Annotated in this window: 16 protein-coding genes; 8 read left to right on the forward strand and 8 right to left on the reverse strand. The window is 67.6% G+C overall.

Annotated elements, in window-relative coordinates; all coding sequences use genetic code 11:
- Positions 1-9 precede the first annotated feature (9 nt).
- The 4 genes from A5648_RS09165 to A5648_RS09180 are packed head-to-tail and all read left to right on the forward strand — an operon-like array spanning position 10 to position 4394.
- Entirely contained in the window at positions 10-939 is a 930-nt protein-coding gene (locus A5648_RS09165; protein WP_065024229.1) for an acetaldehyde dehydrogenase (acetylating), read from the forward strand.
- A gap of 5 nt (positions 940-944) precedes the next feature.
- The gene (gene dmpG / locus A5648_RS09170; protein WP_065024230.1) at positions 945-1976 is read left to right on the forward strand and encodes a 4-hydroxy-2-oxovalerate aldolase; all 1032 of its coding nucleotides are present in this window, start codon (positions 945-947) and stop codon (positions 1974-1976) included.
- Positions 1977-1997: 21 nt separating this feature from the next.
- Entirely contained in the window at positions 1998-4103 is a 2106-nt protein-coding gene (locus A5648_RS09175; protein ID WP_065024231.1) for a RecQ family ATP-dependent DNA helicase, read from the forward strand.
- 21 nt (positions 4104-4124) lie between these two features.
- Positions 4125-4394 (forward strand): hypothetical protein, encoded by a 270-nt coding sequence (locus A5648_RS09180; RefSeq protein WP_065024232.1) that lies wholly within the window; start codon positions 4125-4127, stop codon positions 4392-4394.
- On the opposite strand, the gene A5648_RS09185 is transcribed toward A5648_RS09180, so the two are convergent.
- The 4 genes from A5648_RS09185 to A5648_RS09200 are packed head-to-tail and all read right to left on the reverse strand — an operon-like array spanning position 4369 to position 7410.
- Positions 4369-5085 (reverse strand): EthD domain-containing protein, encoded by a 717-nt coding sequence (locus A5648_RS09185; protein WP_065024233.1) that lies wholly within the window; start codon positions 5083-5085, stop codon positions 4369-4371. The genes A5648_RS09180 and A5648_RS09185 overlap by 26 nt on opposite strands.
- Positions 5086-5093: 8 nt before the next feature.
- Positions 5094-6023: a TIGR03619 family F420-dependent LLM class oxidoreductase gene (locus A5648_RS09190; RefSeq protein ID WP_065024234.1), complete on the reverse strand. Its 930-nt coding sequence runs from the start codon at positions 6021-6023 to the stop codon at positions 5094-5096.
- Positions 6020-6493 carry a nuclear transport factor 2 family protein gene (locus A5648_RS09195; RefSeq protein WP_065024235.1) on the reverse strand — a complete coding sequence of 158 codons (474 nt, stop codon included), beginning with the start codon at positions 6491-6493 and terminating at the stop codon, positions 6020-6022. Before A5648_RS09195 ends, A5648_RS09190 begins: the two co-directional genes overlap by 4 nt.
- A complete protein-coding gene (locus tag A5648_RS09200) occupies positions 6490-7410 on the reverse strand; it encodes an IclR family transcriptional regulator (protein WP_065024236.1) in 921 nt (306 codons plus the stop codon). The genes A5648_RS09195 and A5648_RS09200 overlap by 4 nt, the downstream gene beginning before the upstream one ends.
- Positions 7411-7507: 97 nt before the next feature.
- On the opposite strand from A5648_RS09200, the gene A5648_RS09205 reads away from it, so the two are divergent.
- From A5648_RS09205 to A5648_RS09215, 3 genes are read left to right on the forward strand one after another with little or no spacing between them, the layout of a single operon-like run.
- Positions 7508-8635, forward strand: a complete 1128-nt coding sequence (locus A5648_RS09205) for a hypothetical protein (RefSeq protein ID WP_065024237.1) — start codon at positions 7508-7510, stop codon at positions 8633-8635.
- A gap of 2 nt (positions 8636-8637) precedes the next feature.
- Entirely contained in the window at positions 8638-9420 is a 783-nt protein-coding gene (locus A5648_RS09210; RefSeq protein ID WP_065024238.1) for an SDR family oxidoreductase, read from the forward strand.
- A complete protein-coding gene (locus A5648_RS09215; protein WP_065024239.1) occupies positions 9420-10574 on the forward strand; it encodes a sulfotransferase family protein in 1155 nt (384 codons plus the stop codon). The genes A5648_RS09210 and A5648_RS09215 overlap by 1 nt, the downstream gene beginning before the upstream one ends.
- Positions 10575-10660: 86 nt before the next feature.
- On the opposite strand, the gene A5648_RS09220 is transcribed toward A5648_RS09215, so the two are convergent.
- A complete protein-coding gene (locus A5648_RS09220) occupies positions 10661-11143 on the reverse strand; it encodes a hypothetical protein (RefSeq protein WP_065024240.1) in 483 nt (160 codons plus the stop codon).
- A gap of 7 nt (positions 11144-11150) precedes the next feature.
- Positions 11151-12308: a Rieske 2Fe-2S domain-containing protein gene (locus A5648_RS09225; protein ID WP_065024241.1), complete on the reverse strand. Its 1158-nt coding sequence runs from the start codon at positions 12306-12308 to the stop codon at positions 11151-11153.
- A gap of 112 nt (positions 12309-12420) precedes the next feature.
- On the opposite strand from A5648_RS09225, the gene A5648_RS09230 reads away from it, so the two are divergent.
- Positions 12421-12954 carry a gamma carbonic anhydrase family protein gene (locus tag A5648_RS09230; protein WP_065024242.1) on the forward strand — a complete coding sequence of 178 codons (534 nt, stop codon included), beginning with the start codon at positions 12421-12423 and terminating at the stop codon, positions 12952-12954.
- A 13-nt stretch (positions 12955-12967) separates the two neighbouring features.
- Here A5648_RS09230 and A5648_RS09235 read toward each other — a convergent pair whose 3' ends face one another.
- Together A5648_RS09235 and A5648_RS09240 are read right to left on the reverse strand one after the other, a co-directional pair.
- The gene (locus A5648_RS09235) at positions 12968-13378 is read right to left on the reverse strand and encodes a nuclear transport factor 2 family protein (RefSeq protein ID WP_065024243.1); all 411 of its coding nucleotides are present in this window, start codon (positions 13376-13378) and stop codon (positions 12968-12970) included.
- Between the two features lie 69 nt (positions 13379-13447).
- Positions 13448-14623: a thiolase domain-containing protein gene (locus tag A5648_RS09240; RefSeq protein ID WP_065024244.1), complete on the reverse strand. Its 1176-nt coding sequence runs from the start codon at positions 14621-14623 to the stop codon at positions 13448-13450.
- Between the last annotated feature and the right edge of the window lie 19 nt (positions 14624-14642).

The raw sequence follows: 14642 nt of genomic DNA on the forward strand, positions 1-14642 counted from the left end.
GGAGCGCTCATGGCCGACAAAGCGTCAGTCGCGATCGTCGGGTCGGGCAACATCAGCACCGACCTGCTGTACAAACTGCTGCGCTCGGAGTGGTTGGAGCCGCGCTGGATGATCGGCATCGACCCGGAGAGCGAAGGCCTGGCCCGAGCCCGCAAGCTCGGACTGGAGACCTCGGCCGAGGGGGCGGACTGGCTGCTGGCCCAGGATGAGTTGCCGGACTTCGTCTTCGAAGCCACCAGCGCCTACGTGCACAAGGCGTACGCGCCCAAGTATGAGGCGGCTGGGATCCGGGCGATCGATTTGACTCCGGCTGCGGTGGGTCCGGCAGTGATCCCGCCGGCGAACCTGCACGAGCACGTGGACGCTCCGAACGTCAACATGATCACCTGCGGTGGGCAGGCCACCATCCCGATCGTGTACGCGGTGACGCGTGCGGTCACCGAGCAGGGCGGCACCGTGCCCTACGCGGAGATCGTGGCCAGCGTCGCGAGCGTGTCGGCGGGGCCGGGCACCCGGGCCAACATCGATGAGTTCACCAAGACCACCTCGCGTGGAGTGGAGACGATCGGTGGGGCGCAAAAGGGCAAGGCGATCATCATCCTGAATCCGGCGGATCCGCCGATGATCATGCGCGACACCATCTTCTGCCAGATCCCCGAGGACATCGACCGGGATGCGATCACCAAGTCGATCCTCAGTGTTGTCGAGCAGGTGCAGACCTATGTGCCGGGTTACCGGTTGCTCAACGAGCCGCAGTTCGACGAGCCGTCGCTGAACTCGGGTGGGCGTGCGGTGGTCACGACGTTCGTCGAGGTCGAGGGCGCCGGCGATTACCTGCCCCCGTATGCGGGCAACCTGGACATCATGACCGCGGCCGCGACCAAGGTGGGCGAGGAGATCGCCCGCGAGATGGCCACCGCCAAGGCTCAAGGGGTGTAGCTGCTATGTCTGATCACATTTTCGACGTTCGGATCACCGACACCAGCCTGCGTGACGGCAGCCATCACAAGCGCCACCAGTTCACGCCTGAGGAGGTCGCCGCGATCGTGGCGGCGATCGATGCTGCCGGCGTGCCGGTCATCGAGGTGACCCATGGCGACGGGCTGGGCGGATCCAGTTTCAACTACGGATTTTCCAAGACTCCCGACCAGGAGCTGATCGCCCTGGCGGCGCAGACCGCCAAGGACGCCAAGATCGCGTTTTTGATGCTGCCCGGGGTGGCCACCAAGGAAGACATGAAGACCGCGCAGGGCAATGGCGGTGTGATCTGCCGGATCGCTACGCACTGCACCGAGGCCGACGTGTCGATCCAGCACTTCGGGCTGGCTCGCGAACTCGGCCTGGAGACCGTCGGGTTTTTGATGATGGCTCACACCGTGTCCCCGGAGAAGCTGGCCGCCCAGGCCCGCATCATGGCCGATGCGGGCTGCCAGTGTGTGTATGTGGTGGATTCGGCCGGTGCGCTGGTGCTCGAAGGGGTGCGTGATCGGGTCCAGGCGCTGGTCGCCGAGCTCGGTGATGACGCGCAGGTGGGTTTTCATGGCCATGAGAACCTCGGGCTGGGGGTGGCCAACTCTTTGGAGGCGGTGCGCGCTGGTGCCAAGCAGATCGACGGCTCGGTGCGCCGGTTCGGCGCGGGGGCGGGCAATGCCCCGGTGGAGGCGTTGATCGGGGTGTTCGACAAGGTCGGGATCAAGACCGGTATCGACTTCTTCGACATCGCTGATGCCGCCGAGGAGGTGGTGCGCCCGGCGATGCCGGCTGAGTGCGTGCTGGACCGCAACGCGCTGATCATGGGCTACTCGGGGGTGTACTCCAGCTTCCTCAAGCACGCGGTGCGCCAGGGTGAGCGCTACGGCGTGCCCGCCCATGAGCTGCTGCACCGGGCCGGCCAGCGCAAGCTGATCGGCGGCCAGGAAGACCAACTCATCGACATCGCCCTGGAAATCCAGCGGGAGCGGGCTGCCGCCGAGTAGCTGTCGGAGCCCTCGGGCACGATGAGGCTTGTGTCTTCCTCGACCACCCCGACGCGCGACGACGCCCAGGCGATCCTGGAGCAGCTGGCCGGCCCCGATGCGCGCCTGCGCGACGACCAATGGGCAGCGATCGACGCGCTGGTGGTCAGGCGTCGCCGCGCCCTGGTGGTGCAGCGCACCGGCTGGGGCAAATCGGCGGTGTACTTCATCGCCGCGAAGCTGCTGCGCCGGTGTGGCCAGGGGCCGACGGTCATCGTGTCGCCGCTGTTGGCGTTGATGCGCAACCAGGTCGCCGCCGCGGAACGGGCCGGGGTGCATGCGGCCACCATCAACTCCTCCAACGTGACCGAGTGGGCCGAGGTGCAGGCCAGGGTGGTCGCCGGTGATCTCGACGTGCTGCTGGTGAGCCCGGAGCGGCTCAACAACCCGGATTTTCGCGATGAGGTGCTGCCGGCGCTGGCGGCCCGGGCCGGGCTGGTGGTGGTCGACGAGGCGCACTGCGTCTCGGATTGGGGCCACGACTTCCGGCCGGACTACCGGCGCATCCGCACGCTGATCGCCGAGCTGGGCGCCGGCATCCCGGTGCTGGCGACCACGGCGACCGCCAATGATCGGGTGGTCGACGATGTCGCCGGCCAACTCGGGGTGGGTGGTGGCGACACGCTGGTGCTGCGCGGCGGCCTGGATCGCGAGTCGCTGCGGCTGTCGGTGGTGCACGCCGGTGGTCCGGCGCAGCGGGCCGCCTGGATCGGTGCGCACCTGGAAGCACTGCCGGGGTCCGGGATCGTGTACACGCTCACCGTGGCCCAGGCCCACGATGTCGCCGCCGATCTGCGTGCGCAGGGGTTCGCGGTCGCGGCCTACACCGGTTCCACCGAAGCGGCCGACCGGGAACAACTGGAGGCGGATCTGCTGGCCAACCGGGTCAAAGCGCTGATCGCCACTTCGGCGCTGGGGATGGGCTTCGACAAGCCGGACCTCGGCTTCGTGATCCACCTGGGTGCGCCGTCCTCGCCGATCGCCTACTACCAGCAGGTGGGACGGGCGGGGCGCTCCACCGCCAGTGCGGAGGTCATCCTGCTGCCCGGCCCGGAAGATCAGGACATCTGGCGTTACTTCGCGTCGCTGGCGTTCCCGCCGGAAGCGTTGGTGCGCAAGGTGATCGGCGAGCTATCGGCCGAACGGCCGCTGTCGACACCCGCGCTGGAACCGCTGGTCGACTTGAATCGGTCGCGACTGGAGATGGTGCTCAAGGTCCTCGACGTCGACGGCGCGGTGCGCCGGGTCAAGGGCGGCTGGCTGGGTACCGGGCAGCCGTGGACCTACGACGAGCAGCGTTACCGCAATCTCGCTGAGCTGCGCCGGGCCGAACAGCAGGCGATGCTCGATTATCAGAGCACCGCCGAATGCCGGATGACGTTCCTGCGCGCCCAGCTCAACGACCCGCAACTGCGCGCCGGGGAACGCTGCGGGCGGTGCGACAACTGCGCTGGGCGGCGGTTTGACGCCGAGGTGGATGCGGCCGCCGCCGCGGCCACCCGGGAGCGGCTGATGCGTCCCGGCGTGGAGCTGACCCCGCGCCGCCAGTGGCCCTCCGGGCTGGCGAAACTCGGGATCGACCTGTCCGGCCGGATCACCGACGGGCCGGAGCCGGGCCGGGTGATCGGCCGGCTCACCGACCTGGGCTGGGGTGCCCGGCTGCGGCGACTGCTCGACGAGCCGGATCGGGAGGTCCCCGACGAGGTGGTTCGCGCGGCGGTCGCGGTGCTGGCGGGCTGGGACTGGCAGAGCAGGCCGGCCGCGGTGCTGGGGTTGGACTCGGCCACCCATCCGAAGCTGATCGAGTCGCTGGTGGACCGGCTGGCCGAGCTGGGCCGACTGACCCGCCTAGACACACTGCGTTATGCACCGGGGCGGCGGGCGAGCACCGCGGCGAACTCGGCCTACCGGGTCGCGGCCCTACACGGCTGTTGGCAGCCGCCCGCTGAACTGCCGGCGGGTATCGGCCCGGTGCTGCTGGTCGACGACGTCGCCGACACCGGGTGGACGCTGACGATGGCGGCACGGGTGCTGCGCGCCGCCGGTGCGCCGCAGGTGCTGCCGTTCGCGCTGGCCAGCGTGAACTGACGACGCGGGTACCGTCGAGTTATGAGCGCAATCATTCGAGCCACCGCCGTGGCCCTCGCGGGTGCGGCGCTGATCCTGGCCCCGGTAGCGAACGCCGCACCGCAACAGTGCGACCAGACGTTCGGCAACTCGATCGACTCGTACCTGAACCGGCACCCGGACGTCCGGGCTGAGCTGGACGAGAAGGGACGGCAGGAAGACCCCGGCGCTCCGAACCCGGTGCTGTCCTATCTCGAACGGCACCCGCACGTGCGCGAGGCGCTGATCACCTTGTCGCAGCAGTGCGTGTGAACGGCGACCGCAACAGGTAGCGGCTGGTGGGCACCGTATCGATGTTCTGGTGCGCGCCGAACGCGCTGACGCTGGCGATCATGCGCCCAACCCGGTCGGTGAGGTCGGCCTCGTCGGCCGCGCCGTAGAACACGTAGGGATCTGACACCGCGCCGTCGGGGAAGAGTTCCTCGACGATGCCGTCGATCGCCGGCGCATCCTCGGTGAGCGCGCGGACCACGACATTCTGGGTGTAGCCGAAGGTTGCCTGGGTGTCGATCGCCACCTGGGTGTGGTCGATGTGCCAGCGATGCAGCCAGGTGGCGTGGTCCAATTCGGCGGGCCGCCGCAGCAGTGCCACGTTGGCCAATCCCGGAGTGCGCGCACCGTCATCGGGGTCTGGCGGTGCCAGCGGTGTCGATTCGGTCACCAGATACGCTGGCGCCGAGTCAGATTCGGCCTCGATGAGCGCCATGGCGGCCCGGGCCTGCGTGCCGTAATACTGCTCGGTCCACAGGCTGATGACTGCGGCGGCCGGCGGGTCCAGTGTCGTCAGGGTCATCATGGCATCGCGCACCGGTTCGTCGCGCACGTTGACCGCCAGCCCCGGAAGTCCCAGATCCAGCAGCTCCGCGGCGACCGGCCCGCGCAGTTTGCGGCACCATTCCTCGCTGAAATCGGCTGTCCGGGCAACGATTATGACCTTTTCCATCAATGCTCCTAGGTTGCGGCGCGGAACGCCTCGACGAGTTCGCTCAGCACCTCGGTGGCCCGGTCGGCGTCGCGCGGCAGTGAGCAGGTGACCCGCACATCGGTGACGCCGGCGGCCACCAACGCCGGCGCCGATGCCACGGTGGCCGCGGTATCCAGGGAACCGTCCGCGCGCTTGACGGTCTTCGCGTGGCCCAGCACCTGCAAGGCGGTCGGGTCGCCACCGAGGCCGGCGATGCGGTCCTTCATCTCGGTGATGGCGCCGGCCGGGTCCTGGATCGCGGGACCCCACGGAATCCAACCGGTGCCGAACCGGGTCAGCCGGCGTGCCACGGCGTCGTTGATGGTGCCGCTGACCCAGATCGGGACACCTTCTGCCCGAGTCGGTTTGGGCATCTGATGGATGTTCTCGAAGGACAGCTCCGGTGAGTGGTAGCTGCTGCGCTGCTCGGTCCAGAGTGTCTGGCACACCTCCAAGGTGTGATCCAGCAGTCGGCCGCGGCGCTCGAACGGCAGTCCCGCGGCTTCGTACTCCTCTCGCTGCCAGCCGACGCCCACACCGAGGTCGAGCCGCCCGCCCGACAGCACATCCAGCGTGGCCAGCTGCTTGGCCAGCACCGCGGGGCGGCGCAGCGCTGCCAGCAGGATCGCGGTGCCGAGCCGAATGCGGGTGGTGGTGGCCGCCAACGCGGTCAGCACGATCAGGGGGTCCAGCCATTGGCCGTCGGGTCCGGTCGGTTGGCGTCCGCCGGCCATCCCGCCGAGCCGGGGATCGGCGTACGCCTCGGGGTTCTCGCCGAACACCACATGGTCGGAGACGACGACGCGATCCACCCCGGCGGCATCCATCGCGGCGCCCAGCGCCAGGGTGCTGTGCCAGTCATGGCCGGGATCGTCGGTGAAAGTCTTGAGCTGCAGCGAGATCTGGGGCGTGCTCATGATCGCACCTGCCGTGCCGGCCGGGTTTCGATAGCGTCGATCGACAGCGTGCGCACCGCGATCCGCCAGCCCTGCCCACCGCGGCGGTATATATCGCTGTAGCGCAGGTACCAGACGTGATCGGTGATCTGCCCGCCGCTGTCGACCCAGTGATGCGCCACGCCGGCGATCGATCCGGTTGCTACATCAGCGGAGCCCGGGGCGCCACCGGTGTAGAACTCGCCGAGGATGCCGTGCTGGGTCCGGGTGACTCCGGCCAATGCGGACATCGCGTCGAGCACCCCGGCGGGTCCGTTGTGCCGTACGCACGGCTCCAGGTGTGCCGGCGGGTTCGGCAGGATCAGTTCTGCGTTGGCGGTGAACAATTCGGCCAGATCGTCGAAGCGGCGGGCGTCGACGTATCCCGCGTAGCGGTGCACGAGCCCGGACAGCTCCAGCTGGTCGGCAACGGACAAGACGGACGCAGTCATGGCGCCGAACCTAACAGCGGTTTCGGCTTGGTGCCGCCGAGTTGCGCAGTGAGGGCGTCGGCGGTGCGCAGCAGCCCACGGGCCCAGCGGGTGATCTCGGTGTCGGTGAGGGCCCGCTGAGCATGCAGCGACACGACCATCGCCTGGCGTTGGTGATCGTCGTAGACCGGCGCCGAGATGACGCTGATGTCGTGGCGGCCCCGAGCCCCGGCTTCGCCACGGAGATACACCCGTTCGCCGATATCGGAGACCAATTCACCCAGCAAGGCCCGCAATTCGTCCGGCAGGTCGCTGGACAGACCAGCCATCAACGAGTAGAGCCGTTGCCCACCCGGGGTCAGCCGCTCGACCAGGTAGCCGTCCGCCCGGCATTCGGCGACCACGCGTTGCAGGCGCTCGCTCTCGGAGCGCAGCGGGATGGTGGGCTGCCGGGCCAGCCAGTCCTGCAGGGCGTGGTCGTCCCAGAGCACGAACATCAGGCCGACCGGCGGGGCGAACGGATAGCTCTGGCCGGCCTGCACGCCGAGGTGCGCGTTGGGCGCCGCCACCAGCTCCAGCACGGTGATCCGGTCGTCGACCACCGCGCTCAGCGCGGCGGAGGTGGCGAAGTCCTCGGAAAGCCGCAGGAGTTGCTCGCGGGCTTCGGGGCCGACTCGCAGCGATTGTTGGGCGGCCCGCCCGAGCGAGATCAGACCGGGCCCGAGCCGGTAGGTCTTGTCCGGATCGTCGCGCAACAGGTAGCCCGCTTCGGTCAGCGAGGTGGCGATTCCCAGGCAGGTGGACTTGGACAGGCCGGTCCGGCGAGCCAGTTCCGACAGGCCGAAGCGCTGGTCGGGGTGGTGGGCCAGGAAGCCCAGGATGGTTACCACCCGGTCGGCCGGAGGCGACGACCGCGCGGATTGCAGGGGTTCCGGCATTGCCGCATGGTACCGCGACAGTCTAAAGTCGGTTCAAGATATCTACCGATTCGGTTCAATAATGGACCGACTAAATGATCAGTGAGGTGCTGGCGCGATGTACTCCGAACCACTTTCGGCCGCGATCGCTGAGGCGGAGAAGCTGGTTGCTGCGGCCCCGCACATCGAGACCGAGGCTGACCTGCTCGAGGGCCTGCAATACCTGGCCGGCGGGGTGGAGGCTTGTGTGCACGCCGCCTTCAACAGCGAGCGCGACCACCCGTTCTTGCTGTCGGGCACTGGGCCGTTCACCAAGATGGGCCTGGACAACCCCGACACGCTGTACTTCGGCACCGTCGTGCGTCCCGGCAACGACTACGTGGTGCAGGGTTCCCGCGGAACCACGACCGACCTGAGCTTCCAGCTGCTCGGTGGCGAGTACACCGACGACAACGTCCCGGCCAGTGAGGCCGCCTTCGATGATCGCGAACTCGATGTGGCCGCCGACGGCAGCTTCACCTGGCGATTCCAGCCGAAGACGCCGGCGCAACTGGTGATCCGCGAGGTCTACAACGACTGGGCTGCCCAGCGCGGCACGCTCTCGATCGCCCGGACCGACACCGAAGGCACCGCTCCGCCGCCCCTGACCCGTCAGCTCGTCGAGAAGCGTTATGCGGCAGCGGGAAAGCAACTGATCAACCGCGTCAAGACCTGGCTGGCCTTCCCGCAGTGGTTCTATCTGAACCTGCCGGTCAACACGATGGTGGCACCGCGGCTCACCCCGGGTGGCCTGGCCACGCAGTACTCGTCGGCCGGGCATTACGAGTTGCAGCCCGGAGAGGCACTGGTGATCACGCTGCCGGTGACCGATGCGCCCTACCTGGGGTTCCAGCTGGGCAGCCTGTGGTACATCTCGCTGGACTACATCAACCACCAGACGTCGCTGAATGGCACTCAGGCACAAGCCGATCCGGACGGAAAGATCCGCATCGTGGTCTCCGACACCGACCCCGGCGTCACCAACTGGGTCGAAACCCTGGGGCATCGCCGCGGCTTCCTGCAGTTCCGCTGGCAGCGGGTGTCCCGACAGCTGACCGCGGCCGACGGCCCGACCGTCGAACTCGTCGACGCCGACAAGGTGGCGTCGGCACTGCCCTATTACAACGACAACAAGATCACGCAAGAGGCTTGGCGTGCGCGTATCGCGCAGCGGCAGCAGCAGATCGCTAACAGAATGCTGGGGTGAAGATGACCGGAATGCTCGACGGCAAAGTCGTGGTGATCAGCGGGGTCGGGCCGGGGCTGGGCAGCACGATGGCCAATCGGTTCGCGGCCGAGGGTGCCGACCTGGTGCTGGTCGCGCGCAGCGCCGATCGCCTGGAAGAGGTGGCCAAGCAGGTCAGGGCCGCCGGGCGTCGCGCCCTGGTGGTCCCGGCCGACATCACCGAGGACGACCAGGTGGCGAACTTGGTGCAGGCAGCCTCGGCTGAGTTCGACCACATCGACGTCTTGATCAACAACGCCTTCCGGGTGCCGTCGATGAAGCCTTTGGCACAGACCACGTTTCAGCACATCCGCGACGCCATCGAGCTCAGTGGGCTCGGCGCGCTGCGCCTTACCCAGGGCTTCACGCCGGCTCTGGCCGCGGCCAACGGCTCGATCGTCAACCTGAACTCGATGGTGATCCGGCACTCGCAGCCCAAGTACGGCGCCTACAAAATGGCCAAGGCCGCGCTGCTGGCTATGTCGCAGTCGTTGGCATCCGAACTGGGTGAGCAGGGTATCCGGGTCAACTCGGTTGCGCCCGGATACATCTGGGGTGACACTTTGCAGGGCTACTTCGCCCACCAGGCCGGCAAGTACGGCACCACCGTCGAGCAGATCTACGCCGCCACCGCGGCGAACTCCGATCTCAAACGCCTGCCCACCGAGGACGAAGTGGCCTCAGCGGTGCTCTTCCTGGCCAGCGATCTGGCCAGCGGCATCAGCGGCCAGGTTATCGACGTCAACTGCGGGGAGTACCACAACTGATGACCGAGCACAGCGGCCGTATCGATGTCGGCACCGTCGAGGATCTGCACGCCTCGGCCACCAAGATGGTCGGCCTTGATGACTTCGGTCCGGACGACGACGACTACCGCGAAGCACTCGGCGTTCTGCTGGACTCCTACCGCAGTGAGGCCGACCTGACGGAGCTGGGCAGCAAGATGAACCGGTTCTTCCTGCGCGGCGCGCTGGTGGCCCGGCTGCTCTCGCAAGCCGGCTGGAACCAGCATCCCGAATACGCCGACGTCGCCGTCGAGCGGCCGATATTTGTCACCGGGTTGCCCCGGACCGGCACCACCGCGCTGCACCGGCTGCTGGGTGCCGACCCTGCGCACCAGGGCCTTCAGATGTGGCTGGCCGAGTTCCCACAGCCTCGCCCGCCCCGCGACACCTGGGACTCCAACCCGGTGTACCAGCAGATGCAGGCCCAGTTCGCCCGGCACCACGAGGAGAACCCGGACTACACCGGGCTGCACTTCATGACCGCCGACGGCCTGGAGGAGTGCTGGCAGTTGCTGCGCCAGTCGCTGCACTCGGTGTCTTACGAGACGCTCGCACACCTGCCGAGCTACTCGCGGTGGCTGTCCGAGCGGGACTGGACGCCGTCGTACCGGCGGCATCGCCGTAACCTGCAGCTGATCGGGCTCAACGACCCGGGCAAGCGCTGGGTGCTCAAGAACCCCAGCCACCTGTTCGCACTCGACGCGATCATGGCGGTCTACCCGGATGCGCTCATCGTGCAGTGCCACCGGCCGCCTGCGACCATCCTGGCGTCCATGTGCTCGTTGGCTCAGCACACCACCGAAGGCCAGTCCAACACCTTCGTCGGCGCGCAGATCGGCGCGGACGAGATGGAGACTTGGGCCCGTGGACTGGAGCTGTTCAATTCCCAACGCGCCAAATACGATCCGGCGCAGTTCTGCGATATCGACTACAAGGATTTCGTCGCCGACCCGCTGGGGACCGCGGCAGGAATCTACGACCGGTTCGGTATGCCGTTGTCCGATGAGGCCCGCCAGGCGATGGCCGACGACTACGCGGCCAGCCAGACCGGCCCGCGCGCGCCCAAGCACCACTACTCGCTGGAGGACTACGGCTTAACCACCGAGCAGGTGCAGGAGCGCTTCGCCGGGCTGTAGATTTCTCGGCGAGCAGACGCGAAAGCCCCCAAATCCTGCTCGATTTGGGGGCTTTCGCGTCTGTTCGCGGGGTAGGGACGGTGCGCTTAGTCGATGGCGTCGCCGGGCGGTGGAGCACTGGACCTTTCCTCCAGATGCCCTTCGGCGACCGCGTGCCGAATGCTCTTGGCCAGGTTCGGACAGCCGCGATTACGGCTGCTGTCATGGCCGGCATCGCGTTCGGCCGCGAAATACGCGCACTGGTTCAGCGAAGCCGAATTCCACTGCACCGAGGTATACCCGGGACCGAGCTTTTTCACCTCGACCGTGGCCCGACAGTGCCGGCACTCCACCGGCACCAAGCCCGAGTGCAGGTAGCGCTCCGAATCTCGTTCGGTCGCAGCACGTATCGCCTCGTAGCGTGCGGGGTCGACCGGGAACAGCGGTTGCCGCGCGTAGCGGGTGTCGGGTCCGGAATCGGCGGTCGGCTCATCGCCGTGCTCGTCGTGGTCGTCGTGCGGGCCGTACAGCACCAGCATGGACCGAGCCAGAGCTTCAACCTCGGGGACGTCCGGCACCTCCTGGGCCATGGCGGTGTTACTCGGCCTTCACCGATTCGGCGTCGGCGTCGGCCTGCTCGCGCAGGTTCGCTTCGACCTCGGCGTTCCACTTCTCGTTGGCCACCGTCGCGTCGATCTCGATCTCGAAGCGATCGGTCATCTCCGGGGTGACGTCGGCGACGTCGACGTAGAACTGCGAGTACCAGCGGCGCAGCTGGTAGACCGCACCGTCCTCCTCGACCAGCAGCGGGTTCTCGATCCGGCTCTTGTGGGTCCAGATCTCGACGTCCTGCAGGAAGCCCTTGCTGACACCGTCGGTCATCACGTCGGCGAGCTTCTCGGTGGTCGCCTCGTCCAGGCCCTTGGGCTTCTGCACGATGACGCCCCACATCAACCGGAACTGGTCCTGGCTGATCGGGTAGTGGCAGTTGATCAGGATCGACTCGGACTTGAAGCCGCTGTAGCTGTTGTGCAGCCAGTTGATCATGAACGACGGTCCGAAGTAGGAGGCCTCCGAGTCCAGTTCTGCGCCGCCGTAGCTGGTGCCCAGACCCGGGACGTCGGGTCGCCCGATGTTGTGCAGGTACTGGGAGGCGATGTGGCCCTCGAAGACGTTTTTGAACGAGGTGGGCAGGCCGTAGTGGATGTAGAAGAAGTGCGCGAAGTCGGTGACGTTGTCGATGATGTCGCGGCAGTTGGAGTCGATCACCATCGAATTCCAGCGCCAGTCGGTCCACTCCCCGCTGGACCACTCGGGGATCTCCGGGATGCGCACCTCATCCGGCGGCGGGTTGCCCTCGGGGTCGTGCCACATGAACAGCAGCCCGCCGCGCACATCGGTCGGGAAGGAGCGGGTGCGGGCCACCCGTGGCGTCCGCTTGGAGTAGGGGACCAGTTTGCAGCGGCCGTCGCCGCCCCAGCGCCAGTCGTGGAACGGGCAGGCGACCTCGTCGCCCTTGATGGTGCCGCGGCTCAGGTCGCCGCCCATGTGCCGGCAGTAGGCATCGAGTACGTGCAGGTCACCGTGCGAGTCACCGAACACCACCAGCTTGGCGCCGAACGCGTGGATCGCATGCGGCTTGCCGTCCTGGAACTCCTTCACCGGCCCCAGGCAGTGCCAGCCCCGGGCGTAGCGGTCCGGCAGTGTCCCCGTGTCGATCTCGCGGACGCCGACGTCGGCGTTGTCAGTGCTCACCTGTTGCCTCCAACCCGTTGCTTCTAACTAGAACACGTTACAGTTTTTCCACCCGGTTGCGCAATAAAGCCTGCTGGTTCGGGGTCTTTCGGCCCTGGGGTATATCTGGACAATGCAGCTCTTCTCCTTCAACGGACGTTCCCCGCGGATCGACCCCACCGCTTTCGTCGCCCCGACCGCCACGCTGATCGGCGACGTCACCATTGAGGCCGGCGCCTCGGTGTGGTTCGGTGCCGTGCTGCGCGGCGACGATGCCCCCATCGTGGTGCGCGAAGGCGCCAACGTGCAGGACGGTTCGGTGCTGCACGTGCCGCCGGGGGTACCGGTGGACATCGGACCCGGCGCGACGGTGGCGCACATGTGCCTGATCCACGGCGCGCACGTGGGTGCCGAGGCGCTGATCGGCAACCACGCCACCGTGCTCGACGGTGCGGTCATCGGCAGCCGCAGCCTGATCGCGGCCGGTGCCACCGTGCTCGCCGGTACCACGATCCCCGACGGGGTTTTGGTCGCCGGTGCGCCCGCCGTCGTCAAAGGTCCAGTTGCCGGAACCGGCGCCGAGATGTGGATCAACGTGAACCCGAAGTACTACCAGGACCTCGCGCAGCGCTACCGCGACGGGCTTGAGCCGGTCACGCAGGAGTGACCGGCTCCAGCGCCTAGATTTTGCGTGCGGACTTGGCGGCGCGGTCCAACTCCCAGTAGGCGCGCAGCGCGACGAGCTCACCCTTTTCGTTGGCCCGGTAGGTGAACACACCCTCGGTGACGATCTGGTGGCCGCCCATGGTGATCGTGATGTTTCCGGTGTTGGCTTCCTCATCGCCGCACTGGAAGGTGTCGGAGAAGTTGAACTCGATCTTGTCGGTGCTGGCGATCGCCTTGTCCCAGAACGCCGAGATCTCGTCCCGGCCCCGGTGGCCCTTGCCCTCAGGGTCGAAGTGCGACGGCCCGATCGGGTCTTGCACGATCGCGTCGTCGGCGAAGTTGGCCAGCCACGCTTCCTTATCGCGGGCGATTACCGCGTCACGGGAGCGCTTACCTGCTACGTGGGCGGGGTGATCTGCGTTCATGCGGGTAGTCCTCTCACTTGGCGGGCTCGATGCGACGGTCCAGCTTCGGCTCTCCTTCGTCGAGCCTCGCTAACCGTCGGGCTTGTCGGCGCTGACGACCCACATCGAGTAGTACTGCGAACCGCCGCCGTAGGCGTGCCCCAAGGCCTTTCGGGCGTTCGGGACCTGGTGGTCACCGGCCTTGCCCATCACCTGGATCGCCGACTCGGCGAAGCGGATCATTCCCGACGCGCCGATCGGGTTGGAGGACAGCACCCCGCCGGAGGCGTTCACCGGCAGCCTCCCGCCGATCGCGGTCTCGCCGGCCTGGGTGAGCTTCCAGCCCTCGCCGGGTGCCGCAAATCCCAGGTTCTCCAGCCACATCGGCTCGAACCAGGAGAACGGAACGTAGATCTCCGCGGCGTCGATCTCGTCGATCGGGCTGGTGATCCCGGCTTCCTTCCACAACGCGGCCGCAGCGTCGCGGCCCGCCTGCGGATTGACCTGATCGCGGCCGGAGTAGGCCAGCGGTTCGGTGCGCAGCGCGGTGGCGTGAATCCAGGCCACCGGCTGGCCCGCGTCGACTCGGGCTTGTGCGGCGGACTCGTCGCCGATCACGATCGCGCAGGCACCGTCCGACGACGGGCAGGTCTCGTCGAAACGGATGGGGTCCCACAGCATCTGGGACGCCATCACCTTCTCCACGGTGATGTCGGGCTGGTGCAGGTGAGCGAGCGGATTACGGGCGCCGTTGAGCCGGTCCTTGACCGCGACTATGGCACCGATGTCGGTCGGCGCGCCGGAACGGCGGATGTAGGCGCGCACATGCGGGGCGAAGTAACCGCCGGCGCCTGCGCCGACCGGCTTGGTGAACGGCACCGGGATGCTCAGCGCCCACATGGCGTTGGACTCCGACTGCTTCTCCCAAGCCATCGCCAGCACTCGCCGGTATTTGCCGGACTTGACCAGGCTGGCCGCCACGATCGCGGTCGACCCGCCCACCGAACCGGCGGTGTGCACCCGGATCAGCGGCTTGCCGGTGGCGCCCACGGCGTCGGCCATGAACAGCTCGGGCATCATGACGCCTTCGAAGAAGTCCGGCGCCTTGCCGACCACTACCGCGTCGATGTCCTCGAACGTCGAGCCCGAGTCGGCCAGGGCGCGGTCGATGGCTTCGCGCACCAGGCCGTTCATCGACACGTCCTGGCGCTTGGCGACGTACTTGGTCTGCCCGGTGCCCAGCACCGCAGCGAGTGCGCTACCCATTGGCCCCACTCCTCCTCAT

This window comes from Mycolicibacter sinensis, from assembly GCF_001673565.1.
GTDB lineage: Bacteria > Actinomycetota > Actinomycetes > Mycobacteriales > Mycobacteriaceae > Mycobacterium > Mycobacterium sinense_C.